General features: G+C 63.2%; 20 protein-coding genes. 6 read left to right on the forward strand and 14 right to left on the reverse strand.

Translation table 11 applies throughout. From position 1 onward, the window contains the following. Positions 1-84 precede the first annotated feature (84 nt). The 11 genes from XB14_RS12705 to feuN form a co-directional block, all read right to left on the reverse strand. A complete protein-coding gene (locus XB14_RS12705; protein WP_077961991.1) occupies positions 85-1491 on the reverse strand; it encodes a sensor histidine kinase in 1407 nt (468 codons plus the stop codon). After that, on the reverse strand, positions 1488-2186 hold the full coding sequence (locus XB14_RS12710; protein WP_077961992.1) for a response regulator transcription factor: 699 nt from the start codon (positions 2184-2186) through the stop codon (positions 1488-1490). Before XB14_RS12710 ends, XB14_RS12705 begins: the two co-directional genes overlap by 4 nt. 228 nt (positions 2187-2414) lie before the next feature. After that, on the reverse strand, positions 2415-3974 hold the full coding sequence (locus XB14_RS12715; RefSeq protein WP_077961993.1) for a Do family serine endopeptidase: 1560 nt from the start codon (positions 3972-3974) through the stop codon (positions 2415-2417). 329 nt (positions 3975-4303) lie between these two features. After that, the gene (locus XB14_RS12720; RefSeq protein ID WP_077961994.1) at positions 4304-4759 is read right to left on the reverse strand and encodes a cytochrome c-type biogenesis protein; all 456 of its coding nucleotides are present in this window, start codon (positions 4757-4759) and stop codon (positions 4304-4306) included. Beyond that, positions 4756-6744, reverse strand: a complete 1989-nt coding sequence (locus tag XB14_RS12725) for a heme lyase CcmF/NrfE family subunit (protein ID WP_077961995.1) — start codon at positions 6742-6744, stop codon at positions 4756-4758. Before XB14_RS12725 ends, XB14_RS12720 begins: the two co-directional genes overlap by 4 nt. Continuing rightward, positions 6741-7193: a cytochrome c maturation protein CcmE gene (ccmE, locus tag XB14_RS12730; RefSeq protein WP_077961996.1), complete on the reverse strand. Its 453-nt coding sequence runs from the start codon at positions 7191-7193 to the stop codon at positions 6741-6743. The genes XB14_RS12725 and ccmE overlap by 4 nt, the downstream gene beginning before the upstream one ends. After that, positions 7190-8332 (reverse strand): c-type cytochrome biogenesis protein CcmI, encoded by a 1143-nt coding sequence (gene ccmI, locus XB14_RS12735; protein WP_077961997.1) that lies wholly within the window; start codon positions 8330-8332, stop codon positions 7190-7192. Before ccmI ends, ccmE begins: the two co-directional genes overlap by 4 nt. A 130-nt stretch (positions 8333-8462) precedes the next feature. Then, the gene (locus XB14_RS12740) at positions 8463-8903 is read right to left on the reverse strand and encodes a hypothetical protein (protein ID WP_077961998.1); all 441 of its coding nucleotides are present in this window, start codon (positions 8901-8903) and stop codon (positions 8463-8465) included. Positions 8904-9138: 235 nt separating this feature from the next. After that, positions 9139-10524 carry a sensor histidine kinase gene (locus XB14_RS12745; protein WP_077961999.1) on the reverse strand — a complete coding sequence of 462 codons (1386 nt, stop codon included), beginning with the start codon at positions 10522-10524 and terminating at the stop codon, positions 9139-9141. After that, positions 10514-11185: a two-component system response regulator FeuP gene (gene feuP / locus XB14_RS12750; protein WP_034789361.1), complete on the reverse strand. Its 672-nt coding sequence runs from the start codon at positions 11183-11185 to the stop codon at positions 10514-10516. Before feuP ends, XB14_RS12745 begins: the two co-directional genes overlap by 11 nt. A 140-nt stretch (positions 11186-11325) precedes the next feature. Further along, entirely contained in the window at positions 11326-11580 is a 255-nt protein-coding gene (feuN, locus tag XB14_RS12755) for a two-component system FeuPQ modulator FeuN (protein ID WP_077962000.1), read from the reverse strand. 784 nt (positions 11581-12364) lie between these two features. Here feuN and XB14_RS33210 point away from each other — a divergent pair. Together XB14_RS33210 and XB14_RS12760 are read left to right on the forward strand one after the other, a co-directional pair. Further along, positions 12365-12505: a hypothetical protein gene (locus XB14_RS33210; RefSeq protein ID WP_179119579.1), complete on the forward strand. Its 141-nt coding sequence runs from the start codon at positions 12365-12367 to the stop codon at positions 12503-12505. 322 nt (positions 12506-12827) lie between these two features. Further along, the gene (locus tag XB14_RS12760; RefSeq protein ID WP_034789357.1) at positions 12828-13166 is read left to right on the forward strand and encodes an MmcQ/YjbR family DNA-binding protein; all 339 of its coding nucleotides are present in this window, start codon (positions 12828-12830) and stop codon (positions 13164-13166) included. Positions 13167-13241: 75 nt separating this feature from the next. On the opposite strand, the gene XB14_RS12765 is transcribed toward XB14_RS12760, so the two are convergent. Next, entirely contained in the window at positions 13242-13709 is a 468-nt protein-coding gene (locus XB14_RS12765) for a YcgN family cysteine cluster protein (protein ID WP_077962899.1), read from the reverse strand. 164 nt (positions 13710-13873) lie between these two features. On the opposite strand from XB14_RS12765, the gene XB14_RS12770 reads away from it, so the two are divergent. Genes XB14_RS12770 through XB14_RS12780 form a run of 4 tightly spaced genes read left to right on the forward strand, consistent with a single transcriptional unit; the run spans position 13874 to position 17360 of the window. Further along, positions 13874-16078: a transglycosylase domain-containing protein gene (locus tag XB14_RS12770; RefSeq protein WP_077962001.1), complete on the forward strand. Its 2205-nt coding sequence runs from the start codon at positions 13874-13876 to the stop codon at positions 16076-16078. Next, positions 16062-16226 (forward strand): hypothetical protein, encoded by a 165-nt coding sequence (locus XB14_RS33215; protein WP_179119580.1) that lies wholly within the window; start codon positions 16062-16064, stop codon positions 16224-16226. Before XB14_RS12770 ends, XB14_RS33215 begins: the two co-directional genes overlap by 17 nt. A gap of 8 nt (positions 16227-16234) precedes the next feature. Next, positions 16235-16822 carry a DUF1214 domain-containing protein gene (locus XB14_RS12775; protein WP_077962002.1) on the forward strand — a complete coding sequence of 196 codons (588 nt, stop codon included), beginning with the start codon at positions 16235-16237 and terminating at the stop codon, positions 16820-16822. Further along, positions 16815-17360, forward strand: a complete 546-nt coding sequence (locus XB14_RS12780) for a DUF1254 domain-containing protein (protein ID WP_077962003.1) — start codon at positions 16815-16817, stop codon at positions 17358-17360. Before XB14_RS12775 ends, XB14_RS12780 begins: the two co-directional genes overlap by 8 nt. A 162-nt stretch (positions 17361-17522) precedes the next feature. On the opposite strand, the gene XB14_RS33220 is transcribed toward XB14_RS12780, so the two are convergent. After that, entirely contained in the window at positions 17523-17693 is a 171-nt protein-coding gene (locus XB14_RS33220; protein WP_164475067.1) for a hypothetical protein, read from the reverse strand. A 323-nt stretch (positions 17694-18016) separates the two neighbouring features. Further along, positions 18017-18298 (reverse strand): hypothetical protein, encoded by a 282-nt coding sequence (locus tag XB14_RS12790; protein ID WP_077962005.1) that lies wholly within the window; start codon positions 18296-18298, stop codon positions 18017-18019. Between the last annotated feature and the right edge of the window lie 64 nt (positions 18299-18362).

An 18362-nucleotide genomic window follows, 5' to 3' on the forward strand; every position in this document is an offset into this window, starting at 1 on the left:
GCCGACTCCCTTTGGCCGGAGCGGACGGTGCGCAACGACCGCGCACAATGCCTCACTCCACCTTGTCTCCCTAAAACCGGTCTATCAGGTTGCAGTCATCGGGAAAACCATCTGAACCGTCAGGCCCTTGCCGCCGTCTTCGGCGGAAGGAACCGTGTCGGCGAGACGCAGCGAGCCGTGATGCATTTCCATCACCGCCTCGACCAGCGACAAGCCGAGGCCGGTGCCAGGCTTGGACCTGCTCTCGTCCAGGCGAACGAAGCGCTTCACCACCTCGTCATGCATCGCTTCAGGTATGCCGGAGCCGTGATCGGCGACGGCCAACACGACATGTCCGTCAAGCTTTTCCAGAGAGACCCTGATCAGCGGATTGTCCGCACCTTCGGCATATTTGATGGCGTTGTCGATGAGGTTGCCGAGGGCCTGGCCGACCAGTTCGCGGTTGCCTGAAATTGCGAGATTCTGGGCAATGTCGGCTTCGAGTTTCAACCCGGCGTCTTCCGCCACGGGCTCATAGAGTTCGACGCAATCGGCGACGATCTGCGAAAGGTCGATCTCGCTCATTTCGGCAACGGAGGAGCCGGCCTCGACGCGCGAAATCATCAGAAGCGCGTTGAAGGTGCGGATCAGCTGATCGGATTCGCCGATGATCTCCTCGAGAGCGCCGCGCTGGCTCGTTCCCTTGCGGGCAAGTGCGGCTTCGGCCTTGTTGCGCAGCCGCGTCAGCGGCGTCTTCAGGTCGTGGGCAATATTGTCGGAGACCTGCCGCAACCCTTCGTTCAGTTTCTCGATGCGACTGAGCATCGCGTTCAGTGATTCCGACAGCCGGTCGAACTCGTCGCCGGAGCCGCTCATCGGCAGGCGCTGCGAAAGATCGCCGGCCATGATCTTGGTGCTCGCCTCCGACATGCGGTCGATGCGCTTCAGGGCGTTGCGGCCGATACCGAACCAGATGACGAGCGCGCCGAGTCCCATGACGCCGAGCGCCACCATCAGCGCCTGGCGCACCAGGGCGCGGAATTTCTGCGGTTCCTGCAGGTCGCGGCCAACGAGAATGCGCAGGCCATTATCGAGCACCAGGACATGGGCCAGCGCCACATGGCTGTCCTTCTTGTTCTCGTCCGTGTAGCGCTGATAGGCAAACGGACGCTCGGTCCAGCCTTCGCTATCGAGCAACCCCGGCTCCAGGCTGGCGACGTTGCCGGCGAGGATCTCGCCACTCGGCCCCGCGATAACGTAGAGATTGGCGCCCGGCTGGCGTGCCCGGCGCTCGAGCGAACGCAAAAGGCCGTTCATGCCGGCGCGACTATAGACCTGCTCGATCTGCGCCACCTCGGCGGTGACGGCGTCCCGGGTCTGCTGCTGCAGCAGCCGTTCCGACATGCCGGTGACGTAGAAGACGAGAAAGGCAGCGCAGAGCGAAAAAAGGATGAGGTAGAGGGCGGAAAGCCGGACTGCGGTCGTTCTGAAGAGAACGCGAAGCTTGCTCATGCGGACGCCCGGTCATCCTTGATCATGTAGCCGGCGCCGCGCACGGTGCGCAGCAGCGGCACGTCGAAATCCTTCTCGATCTTTGAGCGCAGCCGCGAGACATGCACGTCGATGACGTTGGTCTGCGGGTCGAAGTGATAGTCCCAGACATTTTCGAGCAGCATGGTGCGGGTGACGACCTGGCCGGCATTCTTCATGAGATACTCGAGCAGCCGGAACTCGCGCGGCTGCAGGGGGATTTCCTTGCCCTGCCGGCGCACGGAATGCGACAGGCGATCGAGTTCCAGATCGCCGACGCGGTAGACCATGTCCTGATCTGGTGTGCCCTTGCGGCGCCCCAGCACCTCGACACGGGCGAGCAACTCGTTGAAGGCATAGGGCTTGGGCAGATAATCGTCGCCGCCGGCGCGCAGGCCCGTGACCCTATCGTCAACCTGGCCGAGCGCGGACAGGATCAGCACCGGCGTGTGGATGCCCTTGCGCCGGAGTTCGGTGATGACAGAGAGACCGTCGCGGCGCGGCAGCATGCGGTCCACCACGAGAACGTCGTAATTGTTCTCGCTGGCCATGAACAGGCCGCTCTCGCCGTCGCTGGCGTGATCGGACACGATGCCCGCCTCACGGAAGGCTTTCGCCAGATAGGCTGCTGCCTCCAGATCGTCTTCAATGATGAGAATCTTCATACGCGCGACCATAGTCCCGGACCCCTGTCTGTCTCAACCGGTTTCGACTTTCCGACAACCGGGTTGGCGAGTGCCCTCGTCACGATCGTGGCGATCGGATCGAGCCAAACCATCGCGTGCGATTCCCGGCAGGTGGGAGCGGAATGCGGGCGGGAACCTCGCACTCTTCCCTTCAAATGCGGAGCGCCGCGAAATCACTTGGAAATCGCGGCGCTCCGGTCAATCAGTTGACTGCCGCGATCAGCCCTTGTCGATCGGGAGGGCCACGAAGCGGCTGCCGTTTTCGGCCTCGATCTGGAAGAGCGCCTTGCTACGACCGTCCTTCTTGGCAGTGTTGATGACCTTGAGGATATCGTCGGCGGACTTCACTTCCTGATTGTTCACCGAGACGATCTTCTCGCCCTGCTTCAGGCCGCGATCGCCAGCGTCGGAGTCCTGGTCGACAGAGGCGATGGTGACGCCCTTGCCATCGTCGGACGGCACGACCGTGACGCCAAGGTCGGCCAGAGCCTGCTCGCTCGACGGCTGCGCTTCTTCGGACTGGTCGTCCTGGGCCTTGGCGGCCTCCTTGTCGTCCTTCGGCAGCGTGCCGATTTCGAGCTTGACGGTCTCGGCCTTGCCGTCGCGCCACAGCGCCAAATCGACCGTGGTGCCCGGGCGGATCGCCGCAACCTTGCGGGCAAGGTCACGCGGATCCTTGACCGTGTCGCCATTCAGCGCCGTCACGACGTCGCCCTTCTTGATGCCGGCCTTTTCACCCGGCGAGCCGGCCTGCGGCTCGACGACGAGCGCGCCGCTTGCCTCCGCAAGACCGAGCGATTCGGCGATGTCCTTGGTGACAGGCTGGATCTGCACGCCGAGCCAGCCACGGGAAACCGAACCGTCCTTGATCAGGTCGGCGACCACATCCTTGGCAACGGTCGACGGAATCGCAAAGGCGATGCCGACATTGCCGCCGCCCCTGGGCGAGAAGATCGCGGTGTTGATGCCGACGACTTCGCCAGAGAGGTTGAAGGTGGGGCCGCCCGAGTTGCCGCGGTTCACCGCCGCGTCGACCTGCAGGTAATCGTCATAGGGGCCGGAGCCGATATCGCGGCCGCGCGCCGAGACGATACCGGAGGTCACCGTGCCGCCGAGGCCGAAGGGGTTGCCGACGGCAACCACCCAGTCACCGACGCGGACCTTGCTGTCATCCGCCCAGCCGACATAGGTGAACTTGCGCTTGTCATCGACCTTGAGCACGGCAAGATCGGTGCGGCTGTCCTTGCCGACCAGCTTGGCATCGAGTTCGGTGCCATCGTTGAGGATGACGGTGAAGGCCGAGCCGTCGGAAACGACGTGGTTGTTGGTCACGAGGTAACCGTCTTCGGAGATGAAGAAACCGGAGCCCTGCGCGGTCGGACGCAGGCGACCTTCGCCATGCGGGCCACGGCGGTTGGGGCCACGGTCGGCACGGTCATCGCCGCGCGGGCCGAATTCCTTGAAGAAGCGCTTCAGCGGGTGGTCATCGGGCAGATCGTCGAAGCCGCGACCGTTGAAATCGAAGGTGAAGTCGCTGCCATCTTCGGACACCGGATTGACGCGCGACTGGACGCGCACCGAGACGACGGCAGGCGAAACCGCATCGACGACATTGGCAAAGCTCGGCACCGACGGCGCTTCCACCTTCACCGGTTCGGCGAGGGATTGCGAGATGCTTGCCGGCAGACCCGAGGTCAGCATGACGGCGGCAAGACCGGCGACGGTCGAGGTCTTGAGAACGGTCTTGAGGGAGGGACGCAGGGATTTGGTCGTAAACATCCGTTTTGCCTTTTCTCTTCCTTGATGCCGTCGGAGACGGCACCGAAACCTTGTTGCGAAGCCCGCCTCAGGGAAGGCGGAATTCGTTTTTGGCTGACTGGAGGAACAGCCGATGACGAAAGATGTAACGGATGGGACCTTACTGAGTTCTGTCCGGAAAATGAATTTTTGGTAATGTTGTGAAGAGGTGACCAGGGGTCGGCCAAAGGCCAGCTTGGCAACGCACGCCGGCGCGAACGATGATGGCCATCGCCGGCAATGATCTCCAGTGATATCAAGATATTAGTGTTGAGGCCGGTCGAACGAACGCACGTTCGGCGCGCGCTCCGCTAGGGCTGAAGCAGCTTCTTCAGCTTTTCCTTTTCTGCCTCGGAGAGCGGCGTCCCTTTTGCTTGGGCGCCGCGCCGGCGGGCGGCGACGATAAGGGTGATAGCCCCGACGACGAGCAGGGTTGCCGGCATGCCCCACAGGATCAAGGTCTTCGTCTCGAAGCGCGGCTTCAGCAGCACGAATTCGCCATAACGAGACACGACGTAATCGATGACGGCTTCGTCGCTGTCACCGTTCGCCAACCGCTCGCGCACTAGGACACGCAGGTCCTTGGCAAGCTCGGCGTTCGAGTCGTCGATCGACTGGTTCTGGCAGACCATGCAGCGCAGTTCGGCCGAAATTGCCCGCGCCCGCGCCTCGAGCGCGGGATCGGCGAGCACTTCATCCGGATTGACGGCAAAGGCCGTGCCCACAGGCGCGAGCAACAGCAGAAGTGCCAGGGCCAAACGCTTCATTCCGCAGCCCCCACCGGCACCGACTTCGGTCGCTTGGCCTTGGCCGGAGCACCGACGCGCAGGCGGCGGTCGCTCAGGGAGACGAAACCACCGGCCATCATGAACAGGGTGCCGCCCCAGATGCAGAGGATCATAGGCTTCCACCAGATGCGCACGACGATGCCGCCTTCGTTGATCTGGTCGCCCAGCGAGACATAGAGCTGGCTCAAACCGAAGGTGCGGATACCGGCTTCGGTCGTCGGCATGCGGCGCGCCTGGTAAAGGCGCTTCGACGACCAGACCTCGGAGAGGGTAACGCCGCCGCGGCTGATGGTGAAGTGACCCGATTCCTCGGTGTAGTTCGGGCCGCTGCCATTGCGCATGCCGTCGAAACGCAAACTGTAGCCCCCGGCATCGACCGTCATGCCCGGCTTCATCTCGACCACGGTTTCGGTCTCGAAGGCCGTAACGGCGACGACACCGACCAGGGTGATGCCGAGGCCGATATGCGCAAGCGCCGTGCCGAAGGCCGAACGCGGCAGGCCGGAAAAACGCCGCCAGGCGACGTTGCCGGCCACCTTGCCGAGGCCGGAGCGCAGCGCCAGATCGGTGAGCGAACCGACAATCAGGTAGACGCCAAGGGCAATGCCGAAGAGCGCCAGGACCGGACCGCCATTCATGAAATAGTAGTAGGCGGTACCGCAGAGGAGACCGATCGCGACCGCAGCGAAGAGCCGCTGCGAAACGCCGGCGAGGTCACCGCGCTTCCAGGCGAGCAGCGGGCCGAAAGGCACCGCAAAGAGCAGCGGCAGCATCAAGAGACCGAAGGTCATGTTGAAGAAAGGCGGGCCGACAGAGATCTTGTCGCCGGTCAGCGCCTCCAGCACCAGCGGATAGAGCGTGCCAGTCAGGACCGTCGCGGTCGCGGTCGTCAGGATCAGGTTGTTGAAGACGAGCGCACCTTCACGCGAAATCGGCGCGAAGATGCCGCCGGCTTTCAGGTGCGAGGCGCGAAAAGCAAAGAGCGCAAAGGCGCCACCGATGAAGAAGACGAGGATCGCGAGGATGAAGATGCCACGGGTCGGGTCGGTGGCGAAGGCGTGAACCGACGTCAGGACGCCCGAACGCACGAGGAAGGTGCCGAGCAGCGACAGCGAGAAGGTCATGATCGCGAGCAGCACGGTCCAGATCTTCAGCGCCTCGCGCTTTTCCATGACCAGCGCCGAATGCAAAAGCGCCGTGCCGGCAAGCCACGGCATGAAGGAGGCGTTTTCGACCGGATCCCAGAACCACCAGCCGCCCCAGCCAAGCTCGTAATAGGCCCAGTAGGAGCCCATGGAGATGCCGGCGGTGAGGAACGTCCAGGCGGCAAGTGTCCACGGGCGGACCCAGCGCGCCCAGGCGGCATCGATCCGGCCTTCGATCAAAGCGGCGACCGCAAAGGAGAAGCAGACGGAAAAGCCGACATAACCGAGATAGAGCAGCGGCGGATGGATGGCGAGGCCGACGTCCTGCAGGATCGGGTTCAGGTCCTTGCCCTCGCCCGGCGCCGGAACGAGACGGGCGAAGGGATTGGAGGTCAAAAGGATGAACAGCGCAAAAGCCATGGCGATCCAGGCCTGGACGGCGAGCACATTGGCCGTCAGCGTCTCGGGCAGGTTGCGCCCGAAGGCGGCGACCAGCGCCGAGAAGAACGTCAGGATCAAGAGCCAGAGCAGCATCGACCCCTCATGGTTCCCCCAGACGCCCGAGATCTTGTAGATCAACGGCTTCAGCGAATGGGAGTTTTCCCAGACGTTGCGGACCGAGAAATCCGAGGTCACGTAGGCGAAGGTGAGAACGGCAAAGGCGAAGGCAACCAGCAGAAAGCAGGCGACCGCGGCGCTGGAGGCAAGCTCCATCAGACCGCGATCGTTCAGCCGCGCGCCGAGGATCGGCAGGGCGGCCTGAATGACCGCCGTCGCCAGCGCCAGAACCAGGGCATAGTGTCCGAGCTCGATGATCACTTGATGGTTTCCTTCCCGCTGAGCTCGACGCCCTGGGCCTTCAAACGGTCGGCGACATCCTTGGGCATATAGGTCTCGTCATGCTTGGCAAGGACCGAGTCCGCCACGAAGACCGAGCTTCCGGCAACGAAGGTTCCCTCCGTCACCACGCCCTGCCCCTCGCGGAACAGATCGGGCAGGATGCCCGTATAGGTGACCGGCACGCCGCTCAGCGTATCGGTGACTGTAAACGTCACCGTCTTGCCGTCGCCGCGGTTGACGGAGCCGGCTTCGACGACACCGCCGAGGCGGATGCGGGTTCCCGGCGGGACGTCTGCCTTGGCGAGGTCGCTCGGCACATAGAAATAGGCGATCGCCTGGCTGAAGGCGAACATCACGAGGAAGGCCGCAAGCACCAGGAAGCCGACACAGCCGCCGATGATCGCCAGTCTTTTTTGTTTGCGCGTCATTGCGTTACTCCGTCGGTGGCAATCCCGAGCTCACGCGCCAGCGCCAGCAACTGCTTGCCGCCGTCGCCATCGGCCGGGAAGATTTTCAGGCCCTCCCTTAGCGCAGCCAGTGCCTTGTCTCGTTGATCAAGGACAACATGGGAGCGGATCAGCCGCGCCCAGCCTTCGAGATTATCTGGATTTTCCTTCAGCCGGCTTTCGAGGCTGTCGACCATGCCCCGGATCATTTCCTGGCGATCGCCAGCGCTCATGCTCTGGGCCGCGGCCACGTCATCGGCGCTCGGATTACCAGGAGCAGCAGCACTGGCCGCGCCGGGACCCGCCAGTTCCGCGACATGCTGTTTGACGAGCGGCAGCCAGGGCGCGTCGGCCGGCGACGTTGCGACCAGCCGGTTGAAGGCGGTCAGCGCTTCCTCCTTCTTGCCTTCCTGCTTGAGGCCGAGGGCAAGATAGAATTCCGAGCGCGGATCATTGGGGTCGAGCGACAGCGCCTGCTTGAGCGCGTCCTGCGCCTTGTTCGTCACGACGCCGTCGGACTGCACGACCAGCGCCTCGGCGTAACCACCGAGACGCGCCGGCGTCGGCCCAAGCAGGCGGATCGCCCGATCATAGGCATCGACCGCTTCTTCGACACGGCCGTTGCGCATATAGATCGGCGCGAGCAGATCCCAGCCGGCGCCATCGTTCGGGTTCACGGCCAGATGGTTCTCGGCCTTGGCAATCAGGATGTTGATATCGCCGTTGGGATCGGCCAGGCGCGCGGCGAGCGGCTGCGCCGGCAGACCCGGGCTGCCGGTCAGCAAGTAAAGACAGAGGCCGACGGCCGGAAGACAGAGCAGCACGAAGGCCTGGGCCAGACGGCTGACACCGCGGCGCGGGGCGGCGGCCGGAGCCGTCTCGCCGTCACTCTCGCCGGCAGCGAGCAGCCGGCGCGCCACTTCGGCCCGCGCAAGCTCGGCGTCATCGCCACCGATCAGGCCGCTGTCCTGGTCGCGCTTCAACTCTTCGAGCTGGTCGCGATAGACCTCGATATCATGGCTGTGGGGAGACGACGGGGCTTCCCCTGCCCGCAGCAGCGGGAGGATGAGCACGGCAGCGACAGCCGCCGTCAGGGTGGCGACAAGGATCCAGAACAACATGGAAGCTCAATACTATGGCCCCCATGCCATTCCAACTCGAAAACCCCTTATGACGGAGATTTGAGGCGTTTCGCCGCAACAGCGGATCGCGCCGCCTGAGCGCATCCGGGAGTGCCCGGTCGGCCAGGCCTCAGGTGAGCGGGGTCCAGCTGCCGTCCGGGTTGCGACAGGCAGCGCCCCGCGCCGTCTTCGGCTGGCCCTTGACGGTGACCGTATGGCTGTACTGCCGGCAGTTCTGCGACCCGACCTGATAGGGCGCCGCCGCAACGACCGAACCGTTGACGCCACGCCCGTCCCAGGTCACCGGCTGGCCGCCGGGGGCCGCTTCAAGCGCGCGGTACTCCGCTTCGAGCGCCCGCTGGCGGTCGGATGCTCCGATGTCGAGATCGGTGAGACGAGCAATTACCCCGCCCTGGAGGGCCGCGATGTAATTGGTCGAGGAGGCACCACGCGTCGCCGTCGAGCCGAGGCTGGCGGCCGCGCCCTTGCTGCCCGTCGTGCCGCATCCGGCAAGTGCTACGGCCGAGGCGATCACAACGATCCTGCCGCTAACGACAATAGCCCGTGTCATTTCTGCCTGGTTCCTCATGATCCGCGACACTCAATCATCCTATCCGAAGCCGCATTCTTCAGCTCGTTCCATTCGAGCTCGATAACGACTAGTCCTTGATTTTCTTTTGGCATTCCCCGCTTGCCGAGGCAACGGCGAGCCCTGCGCGTGTGACATTTTCAAGCACGGGTGTGACCCCTAAATCACGATGGATTCGCAAGCGCGACGCCAGATCCACGCATTTCCCCATCACCCTCTAAACGGCCGCCGGCAAAACCAGTTCCGCACGCAACCCTCCCTCGTCCCGTCGCGACAGGGTGATGGTGCCCTGATACTCCCGGACGATCTCGCTGACGATCGAAAGACCGAGCCCGGTCCCGGGCTTGCTTTCGTCGAGCCGCTTGCCGCGCTTCATCGCCACGGCGATCTGGTCGGGATTGAGCCCCGGGCCGTCGTCGTCGATGTCGAGCACGATCCATTGCCGGCCGGGCTCCTTTGCATGAACCTCGCTCGGTGCAGGCCTGACGTTCAGCCACACTTCGCCGTGGGCATGACGGGCAGCATTTTCGAGCAGGTTTCCGACGGTCTCCTCGACGTCCTGCAGCTCCATGGCGAGGACCAGTCCCGGCGGATTGATCGACAGGTGGACCTGCTTTTCCGGATTGAGCTTGCGCATGACGCGCACGAGGCGTTCGAGCGCCGGCTGCGCTTCCGTCCGCGCCAGCACGGACTCGCGCTGCGCCGCGATCCGGGCCCGGCTGAGATAGGACTGAACCTGGGTCTGCATCGCATCGACCTGGGTGCGCACCAGCTCGCCATGCGATGCTTCGAGCACCCGGGCCTCGTTGAGCAGGACCGCGATCGGTGTCTTCAGCGAATGGGCGAGATTGCCCACCTGCATGCGGGCGCGCTCGACGATGCGCCGGTTGCTGTCGATCAGCGCGTTGACCTCGTTGGCGAGCGGCTGGATTTCGCGCGGGAAAGCGCCGTCCAAGCGTTCACTTTCGCCGGCGCGGATCTTTTCCATCGAGCGCCGGACCTCATCGAGCGGCCTCAGGCCGAAGAGGATGGTGAGCGCGTTTACCCCGAGCCCGCCGAGACCGAAAATGGAGAGCGCGATGGTCAGGTTGCGGGTGAAGCGGTTGATATCGGCCTCGAGCACGTCGCGGTTGCCCGCCACGCGAAAGCGCGCCGTATGGCCCTGGATGTCGAGAACGACCTCGGTCTCGGAGACCTCGACCTCGTTTCCGAAGGGATCCTTGGTGGTGTAGAAGCGAACATAGCCGGTGTCGAACGGCACCTCGTCGACGCTGGCGATCGGCAGTTTGCCGTTGCCAAGCGAGGTTGAGATCAAAGGCGGCGTATCGAACTCACCGATCGGATCGACGATCCAGTACCAGCCGGTCTGCGGCTGCGAAAACCGGAGGTCGCCAAGCTGCGGGCTGCCCGACAGCACCGTTCTCTCATTGACGGAGATCGAGTTGACGACGTTAAAAAGCTGGGCGCGCAGCAGGTCCTTGAAGCCGCGCTCGGAGCCCTGGCGATAGAGCTCGGAAATCACCACGCCGATCACGACGAGAGCCACCACCGCCCAGACGGTGGAGACCACCAGAACGCGTGCAGTGAGCGATCTAATTGCCATTGCCCGGCGCTTGCATACGGTATCCGAGACCGCGCACCGTTTCGATCAGATCGTTGCCGATCTTCTTGCGCAGCCGGCCGATGAAGACTTCGATCGTGTTGGAATCGCGGTCGAAGTCCTGATCGTACATGTGCTCGACCAGTTCCGTGCGCGAGACGACCTGCCCCATGTGGTGCATGAGATAGGAGAGCAGCCGGAACTCGTGTGACGTCAGCTTCAATGCCACGCCATCGACCGTGGCCTTGGAGCCCTTGGTGTCGAGGCGGACCGGGCCGCAGACGATCTCCGAACTCGCATGGCCGGCGGCGCGCCGGATCAGGGCGCGAATGCGGGCGAGAACCTCTTCGACGTGGAAGGGCTTGGCGACATAGTCGTCGGCGCCGGCATCGATGCCGGCCACCTTGTCGCTCCAGCGGTCACGCGCCGTCAGGATCAGAACCGGCATGGTCTTGCCGTCGCCGCGCCATTTCTCAAGGACGGTGATGCCGTCCATCTCCGGCAGCCCGATGTCGAGGATCACGGCATCATAGGGCTCGGCATCGCCGAGATAGTGCCCCTCCTCACCATCATAGGCCTGGTCAACGACGTAGCCGGCCTCCTTCAGCACCTCGGCGAGCTGCCGGTTCAGGTTGGCGTCGTCCTCGACAATCAGAATGCGCATCCGTCTTTACTTCCTCTCGCGACCATCCTGCTGCATGCTTCGCCAAATCCGGCCGATTTAAGGATAAGAACATGCAGCCATTCAAAGTGCTACAGCGACCTTCGTACGCCTGATACGGCACGCGGCGCTGCAGGGATAGCCTACATCGGCACCTTGACGGTCACCTTCTTCGGCCTGCCGCCATTGCCGGGAACAAGCACGGTGATCACGCACTGACCATCGGACGTCGGCTGCGCCGACAGCAGTTCGCCGCCAGTGTCGGCAACGACCTGCGCTGCGGCCGCACTGCAATCGCCGGCCACACGAACGACAATATCCGACGGCACGTTGATCGCTGGCGGGCTGAAGCCTGCGAGGCCTGCAGCAAGCGCGGCTATGATCACTGGTGAAGACATGAACGCACTTTCGACTTGGGAAGCATCATGGCAGAAGCAATAACCGAACGAGGCTGAATGGCAAATGAATGTCGGCCTTTCGGACCGGAAGGCACTACCGGGAAACGCATCACCTCCCCTGAAATCCGACCTTAGATTGCGGCGATTCTGCCCTGGAGGAAACCTGCACCGGTCATTCCGTTGCCAAGCCATAGCCACTTCCTGCGACAGGACTAGCGACGCGGTCGCGCGAAGACACGGCCCGGAACCCAAGGCCACCAGCGGACTCAGGCCAACGATCAGCTTTCGTTAAGCATGTTTCGCTAGGATCCTCTGCAGCTCAACGCGCTGACCTGCAGAGTGCCCTTCCTGATCGAGGGCGGCATGGCCGCGGATCCGTTTTCCCGATTCTTTTGAATCATTTGACGGCGGTCGCTCGCAGCGTGAATCAACCACCTGAGAAACTGATTCAAACCGACCGGAGCCCCCCTTCCGAACAAGGCCCGATCAATCCGTCAGCACGGCATCGATCACGACCGCCACACCGGTTTCTTCTTAAGTGAGGACTGCGAAACGGTCGACCCTCGCCACAATCTATGCGCGCAAATTACTTCAAAAATACTTGCAACTTAAACCTGTTGACGACAGGGACCGATGCGTGCTGTGTATAAACGGAAAATTAATCGATTTAAAGATTTTTCAATCGTTTAAATGATTTAAGCCACTGATTTACAAAGCCTTTGCGATGTGAAATTGTCCGCCACACCATATATCACGAAACCGTCACAGAACCCGGGAGGATCGCATGCAGACGCTCGCAAACAACCAGCCCGCATCTCAGCAGTCCAAAGTACCGCAATCGTTGCTCGACCGTTTCGAGAGCGAATGGCGTGAGATGCGCGCCGCGGGCCAGACAGAGCCGAAGCCGGTCGCACCGGCAGAATGAGGCTTGCCTGAGTGGCGCGCCCGCGCGTCACCTGCCCTGCCCTTCCACGTCTGCCATTTCCATAGATCCATTGTCGGGTAGCGCCTGTTCGTGGCGTTTCCGATGCTCGTTTGCGGGCCGGCGGTGAGCCATCACCGTCGGTCGCGGCGTTTCCGGCCCTATGCCGCGGGCGATCGACCACTGACGGCAAAGGCCATCCAGGCAGCCCAATCAGGCTCCGCCAGCGTCCTTATCGAACGCGCGCATCAAGCCCGCCCCTTGCAATTTTTGTAGTGATTTTCAGCCTTTTTGCCATTCGGCAAAAGCGTGTTACTCTTTTCGCATGCTGACGGAAGAGATCGAAAGACTCGCGCTGAGCCTGCCTGGAACGGAGGAAAATGCGCATTTCGGAACGCGAGATTTCCGCGTTGGGAAGCGCATTTTCATGAGCCTGCCGGAAGCCGGTCGTGCCGTTTTCAAGTTCACGCCCGATCAGCAGCGCATGCTTCTGGAAATGGAGCCCGGCGTCTGTGCTGCGGTGCCCGGAGGCTGGGGCGACCGTGGCTGGACCTCGCTCTATTTCGTCCAGGCCGACGAAGATCTCGTCCGGCAGTCGATGGAGACGGCATGGCGCAACGTTGCGCCGAAAAGCCTCGTCAAGAAGAACGGCGGCAGCCATTAAAGGCTCGTTGCGGCAGAACGGCCGCACAGGCTCCCGCACTGCCAAAACGATTCCGCCGCTTCGACTAACCTCTTGTCACTCCACGTTTTCCTGCCCCACTTCGAGTGGCCAGGTGACGAGATAGTCCTCGTAGTCGTCGACGTCGATGCCGTCCTCCGCTACGGTGCGGCCACGGACCGAAATGCCGGCAGCGTGAACTGTTTCCGGATCGCCCGAAATCAGCGGATGCCACCAGTAGAGATCGCGCCCTTCGGCCACCAGCCGGTAGCCGCAGGTCGGCGGCAGCCAGGTGATTTCGCGCACAGCCTTCGGCGTCAGCTGGATGCAATCGGGCACCGTCGCCTGGCGATTAGGATAGTCCTTGCAGCGACAGCTTTCGCCGTCGAGAAGTGTGCAGCGGATCGAGGTCCAGGCGATCTCGCCGGTGTCCCAATCCTCGAGCTTGTTGAGGCAACAGAGGCCGCAGCCGTCGCAGAGGCTTTCCCACTCGACATCGGTCATGTCTTCAAGGCTCTTCGCCTTCCAGAAAGGCATTTCGCCCATCGTCATCACACTTTCGTCAAATCGCTCGCGATACAGAAATTTCGCAGAAAATTGCCGGTTTTTTAAGGCCGGCGGCGCGATATGCAAGTAGATTGGAATTTGACGCCGTGCAAATATTACATGGCGCCGGCATGATGCCGTAGAGCTTTCAGGACGTTGAGACCGTGCGGGAACCGAGGAAAGACGATAATCGGCCGAAGAAGCGGCACATCTTTCTGAGAGTCGATTCCTGGATCGATTCCACGGTCTGGAATGCCGGCTTCAAGCTGGGGCAGTGGTGGGAAGACACCACCATCTTCTTTCGTCGTTTCCGTGTTAGCGGCTGGAAAAAAGCCGTCTTCGAGGTGCTGGGCGAAGGCATGAACTGGGGCACCGTCGGTTCGGTGCTGATGCTGGCGCTGGCGCTTCCCGCCTTTGAGGAAACCAAGGGCAACTGGCGCGCCCAGAGCGATTTCGCCGTCACCTTCCTTGATCGCTACGGCAACGAAATCGGCCATCGCGGCATCATCCACGAGGATTCCGTGCCGATCGACGAGTTGCCGGATCACCTGATCAAGGCGGTGCTGGCGACCGAAGACCGGCGCTTCTTCGACCATTGGGGCATCGACTTCCTGGGCCTTGCCCGCGCGATGACGGAAAACGCCCGCGCCGGCGGCGTCGTCCAGGGCGGTTCGACCCTGACGCAGCAACTCGCCAAGAACCTCTTTTTGTCGAACGAGCGCACGATCGAGCGCAAGATCAAGGAAGCCTTCCTGGCCGTCTGGCTCGAATGCAACCTGTCGAAGAAGGAAATTCTCCGGCTCTATCTCGACCGCGCCTATATGGGCGGCGGCACCTTCGGCGCGGCAGCGGCGGCACAGTTCTATTTCGGCAAGTCGATCACCGATGTGAGCCTTGCGGAATCGGCCATGCTGGCCGGTCTCTTCAAGGCGCCCGCCCGCTACGCGCCGCACGTCAACCTGCCGGCCGCACGCGGTCGCGCAAACGAGGTTCTGACCAACCTCGTCCAGGGCGGACTGATGACCGAGGGCCAGGTGATCGCCGCGCGCCTCAACCCTGCGACCGTCATCGACCGCGCCCAGGTGAAGGCGCCCGACTTCTTCCTCGACTGGGCCTTCGACGAAGTCCAGCGCATCGCCCGCCCCTTCGCGCAGCATTCGCTGATCGTGCGCACCACGATCGACATGGGCCTGCAGCACGCTGCCGAGGACTCGGTGGAATCGAGCCTGCGTCAATATGGCGAAAGCTTCCACGTCAAGCAGGGCGCACTGGTCATGCTCGAGAATGGCGGCGCCGTGCGGGCCATGGTCGGCGGTCGCGATTATGGCGAGAGCCAGTTCAACCGCGCGACGCGCGCGCTGCGGCAACCGGGCTCCTCCTTCAAGGTCTATACCTACGCGGCAGCGATGGAGAAAGGCATGACGCCGGAAACGGTCGTCGTCGACGCCCCCATCACCTGGCGCGGCTGGTCGCCGCAAAACTATGGCCGCAGCTATGCCGGCCGCGTCACCATCCTGACGGCCATCGCCAAGTCGATCAACACTATTCCCGTGCGCCTCGCCAAGGACAAGCTCGGCACGGACCTGATCGTCCAGACAGCCAGGGACATGGGCATCGAGACGCCTCTTCGCGCCGACAAGACTATGCCGCTTGGCACGTCGGAGGTGACCGTGCTCGACCAGGCGACGGCGTACGCGGTCTTCCCGGCCGGCGGCGTACAGTCCCGCCGCCACGGGATCAGCCAGGTCCTCAACTATGATGGCGATATTCTCTACGACTTCGGACGCGACGAACCGCCGGCCCGGCGTATTCTCTCCGAAACCGCCAATGCGTCGATGAATTCCATGCTGACGCAGATCCCGATCATCGGCACGGCGCGCAAGGCCGCCCTCGACAACGGCATCGTCGTCGGCGGCAAGACCGGCACGACGCAGGCCTATCGCGACGCCTGGTTCGTCGGCTTCACCGGCGACTATACGACCGCCGTCTGGTTCGGCAACGACGACTACACCTCGACCAACAACATGACCGGCGGCTCGCTGCCGGCGATGACCTTCAAGCGGCTGATGGACTATGCCGAGCAGGGCATCGAACACCGGGCGATCCCGGGGATCACCGCACCGACGGCGCCGGCAAAACAACCGCCGCAGGTCGCGACAGCGAAGCCGGACGAGAACGCCCTGCCGCCGCTGGTGCGGCCGCGCTCGCTCTCGACCGACGTCACCCGGCTGTTGCGAAGCATTGGCGAGACCTTTGAAAAGGCGCCGGCGCTGAAGGCTCCCGAGAAGGTCGGCGGCAGACTTGCGGCTCTCGGCGCGGCTGAAGAACCGCGTTCCGGACAGGCGAATGTCGATGCCGCCCGCAACTGACGTTTCCGGCGTGCTCGCTCCTCTGGCGTATAACCGTCGCGGTGTCCGGTTCAAGGCCGACAACGCAGTCGCCGTTGCGCCGGACGCGGATTTCGGCGACATAGTGGGACAACCCGACGGCGCCGCGCCGCCGGACCATATCCGGTAGAGTAGCCCTTGTTTCGAATCCCCTTCCTCGTCGCCCTGACCCTTGCCATCGCCTTCGGCGGCGGCATCGCCTCGGCGGTATGGGCGCTGAAAGCGACCGTCGGCTTCGGTGCGATCGCGATCGGCCCCTGGGTCGCCTTTCCCGAGGCGCAGACGGCCAACGCCGATCCCTATGCGAAAGCCCACCGGGCGCGGGCCGGAGAGCTGCTCTATGGCGGCGCCGAGGGGCTGATGTTCAGCGCCCAGGTGGACAGCAAGGGTGAGAAGCTCCAGGCGGCCTGCTCCTATGAGGTCGCGGGGCTGACGCCGCAGGCGCGCTTCTGGACGCTCTATGCCGCGAATGCCGAGGGCCTGCCGCTGCGGCCCGGCTCCGACCTCCCCTCCGCGCTCAATTCCTGGACCGTTCTGCGCAGCGAAAACAGCAACTTCACGGTCCATGTGTCGCCGAACGCGCAACCCGACAATTGGCTCGCCGTGCGCCACTCGGGCACGTTCCGGCTGGTGCTGACGCTGCTCGATACGCCGACGGCGGGCTCCTCCGGCCTGATCGACCTCGCCATGCCAATTATCACCAGGACGGGTTGCGGCGATGCGTAGCGTTCTCTTCGCGACAATCCTCGGCCTCGTCGGCGCCGCCCTGCTGCACATCATCATCGTGCTGGCGCTGCCGCAGTTCACCGGCCGCGACGCCTATACCCGTGTCCTCGGGCTCCTGGAGATGGACAGTTTCTTTGCGCTGACCAGCACGCCGGGCTCGACGGGCCTTGCCAATGACGATCCATACCTGAGGACCGCGGTCTGCAGCTTCTCGATCGCGGACGGACCGGCGCGCTTTCTTGCCAGCGGCAACGTGCCGTTCTGGTCGCTCGCCGTTTTCGACGGCAATTCCAATGAGGTCTTCAGCATGAACGACCACACGGCGGTCAACGGCAAGCTCGACCTCGTCGTCGCCACGCCGATCCAGTTGGTCGAGCTGCGGAAGTCTCCGCCACAGGCGCTCGCACAATCGATCATGATCGAGATGAAGGAACAGGATGGTTTTGCCGTGCTGAGAGCGATGGCGCCCGTCGACAGTTTCGAGGAGCAGGTCCGGAACTTCCTTGCGGAATCAGCCTGCGAACCGTTCCGACGCTAGGCCAGCCGCGCGGTCTTCGGGCAGCCGTGGCAGCGCTAGTGCACCAGCGCAAGGATGGCGCGTCGAGCGCAGCAGTGCATGGGGATAAGCCCGAAGTGCCGGGCATGGACTGTGACTTGAGAGCGACCGTTCCGGTCGCCTGTTGCGCAGGAGTGCCGCGGCTCACTGCTTCTTGATGCGGCGTCCGTCCGGCGCGGTCGGCTGCGGGTCGCGATCGAGGCGCTCGTAGCGGATACCGGTGAACAGCAGCACTTTCGCTCCGCCCGATATGGCCGGAGGCCGGTGCGGCGGTATGCGAACCTTGCGGTCCTGAATTCTGATCACGTCTGCCATGCTCGTCTCCACAAAGTCTTGAGACGGATGAACTACCGTACAGATTTCACCCTGCCCGTTCTCGGGCCAGCGCATTTTCCCAGATCTTCCCTGGACAGGCGCGCCTTTCTCGTTTGCTCCTTCTTCCGGTCGCCCGGATGTTGCTGTTCTGGTTCACGACGCGGCCCGATCATACCGGGTCCACTCCGATTGAGCCATAGGTTGGTTAACAGATTACTAATACATGCCTGCAACCCCAACCTGCGTTCAGTATGTCTCCCGACCAGTCCCGGCGATGTATCCGAGGTAACAGCGGCGATCCGGGCCAAGCCCAGCTTCGGCCGCTAGCGTCGGGACATCAGGCCGAACAGGAAGGACACCCCCGCAACGGCGACCAGGGTCGACAGCGGTTCTTCGCGGACGCGCTCGCGCACGCGTTCGGCCAGGAGATCTGCTTCTCCCTGCACAACCGCCTTCGTGCTCGTTCCGATCCCAGAGACCGCTTCCGTCAGCCGGGCGATTTCCGCACGCAGCTCGGCGATCTGTGCATCGACCTCGGCGCGGGCGCCTGATTCCGCTTCACTCACGGCAACCTTCTCCACTGCCTGCAGTTTCTTTTCGACCATTGCAACGCTCCCTTGTCTGCGCGGGCTCAACGCGTCGGCCGGCGTTTGGTTCCGCCCGCAGCTG

Origin of the sequence: Ensifer adhaerens (assembly GCF_002007205.1) — a bacterium.
Classification (GTDB): Bacteria; Pseudomonadota; Alphaproteobacteria; order Rhizobiales; family Rhizobiaceae; genus Ensifer; species Ensifer adhaerens_D.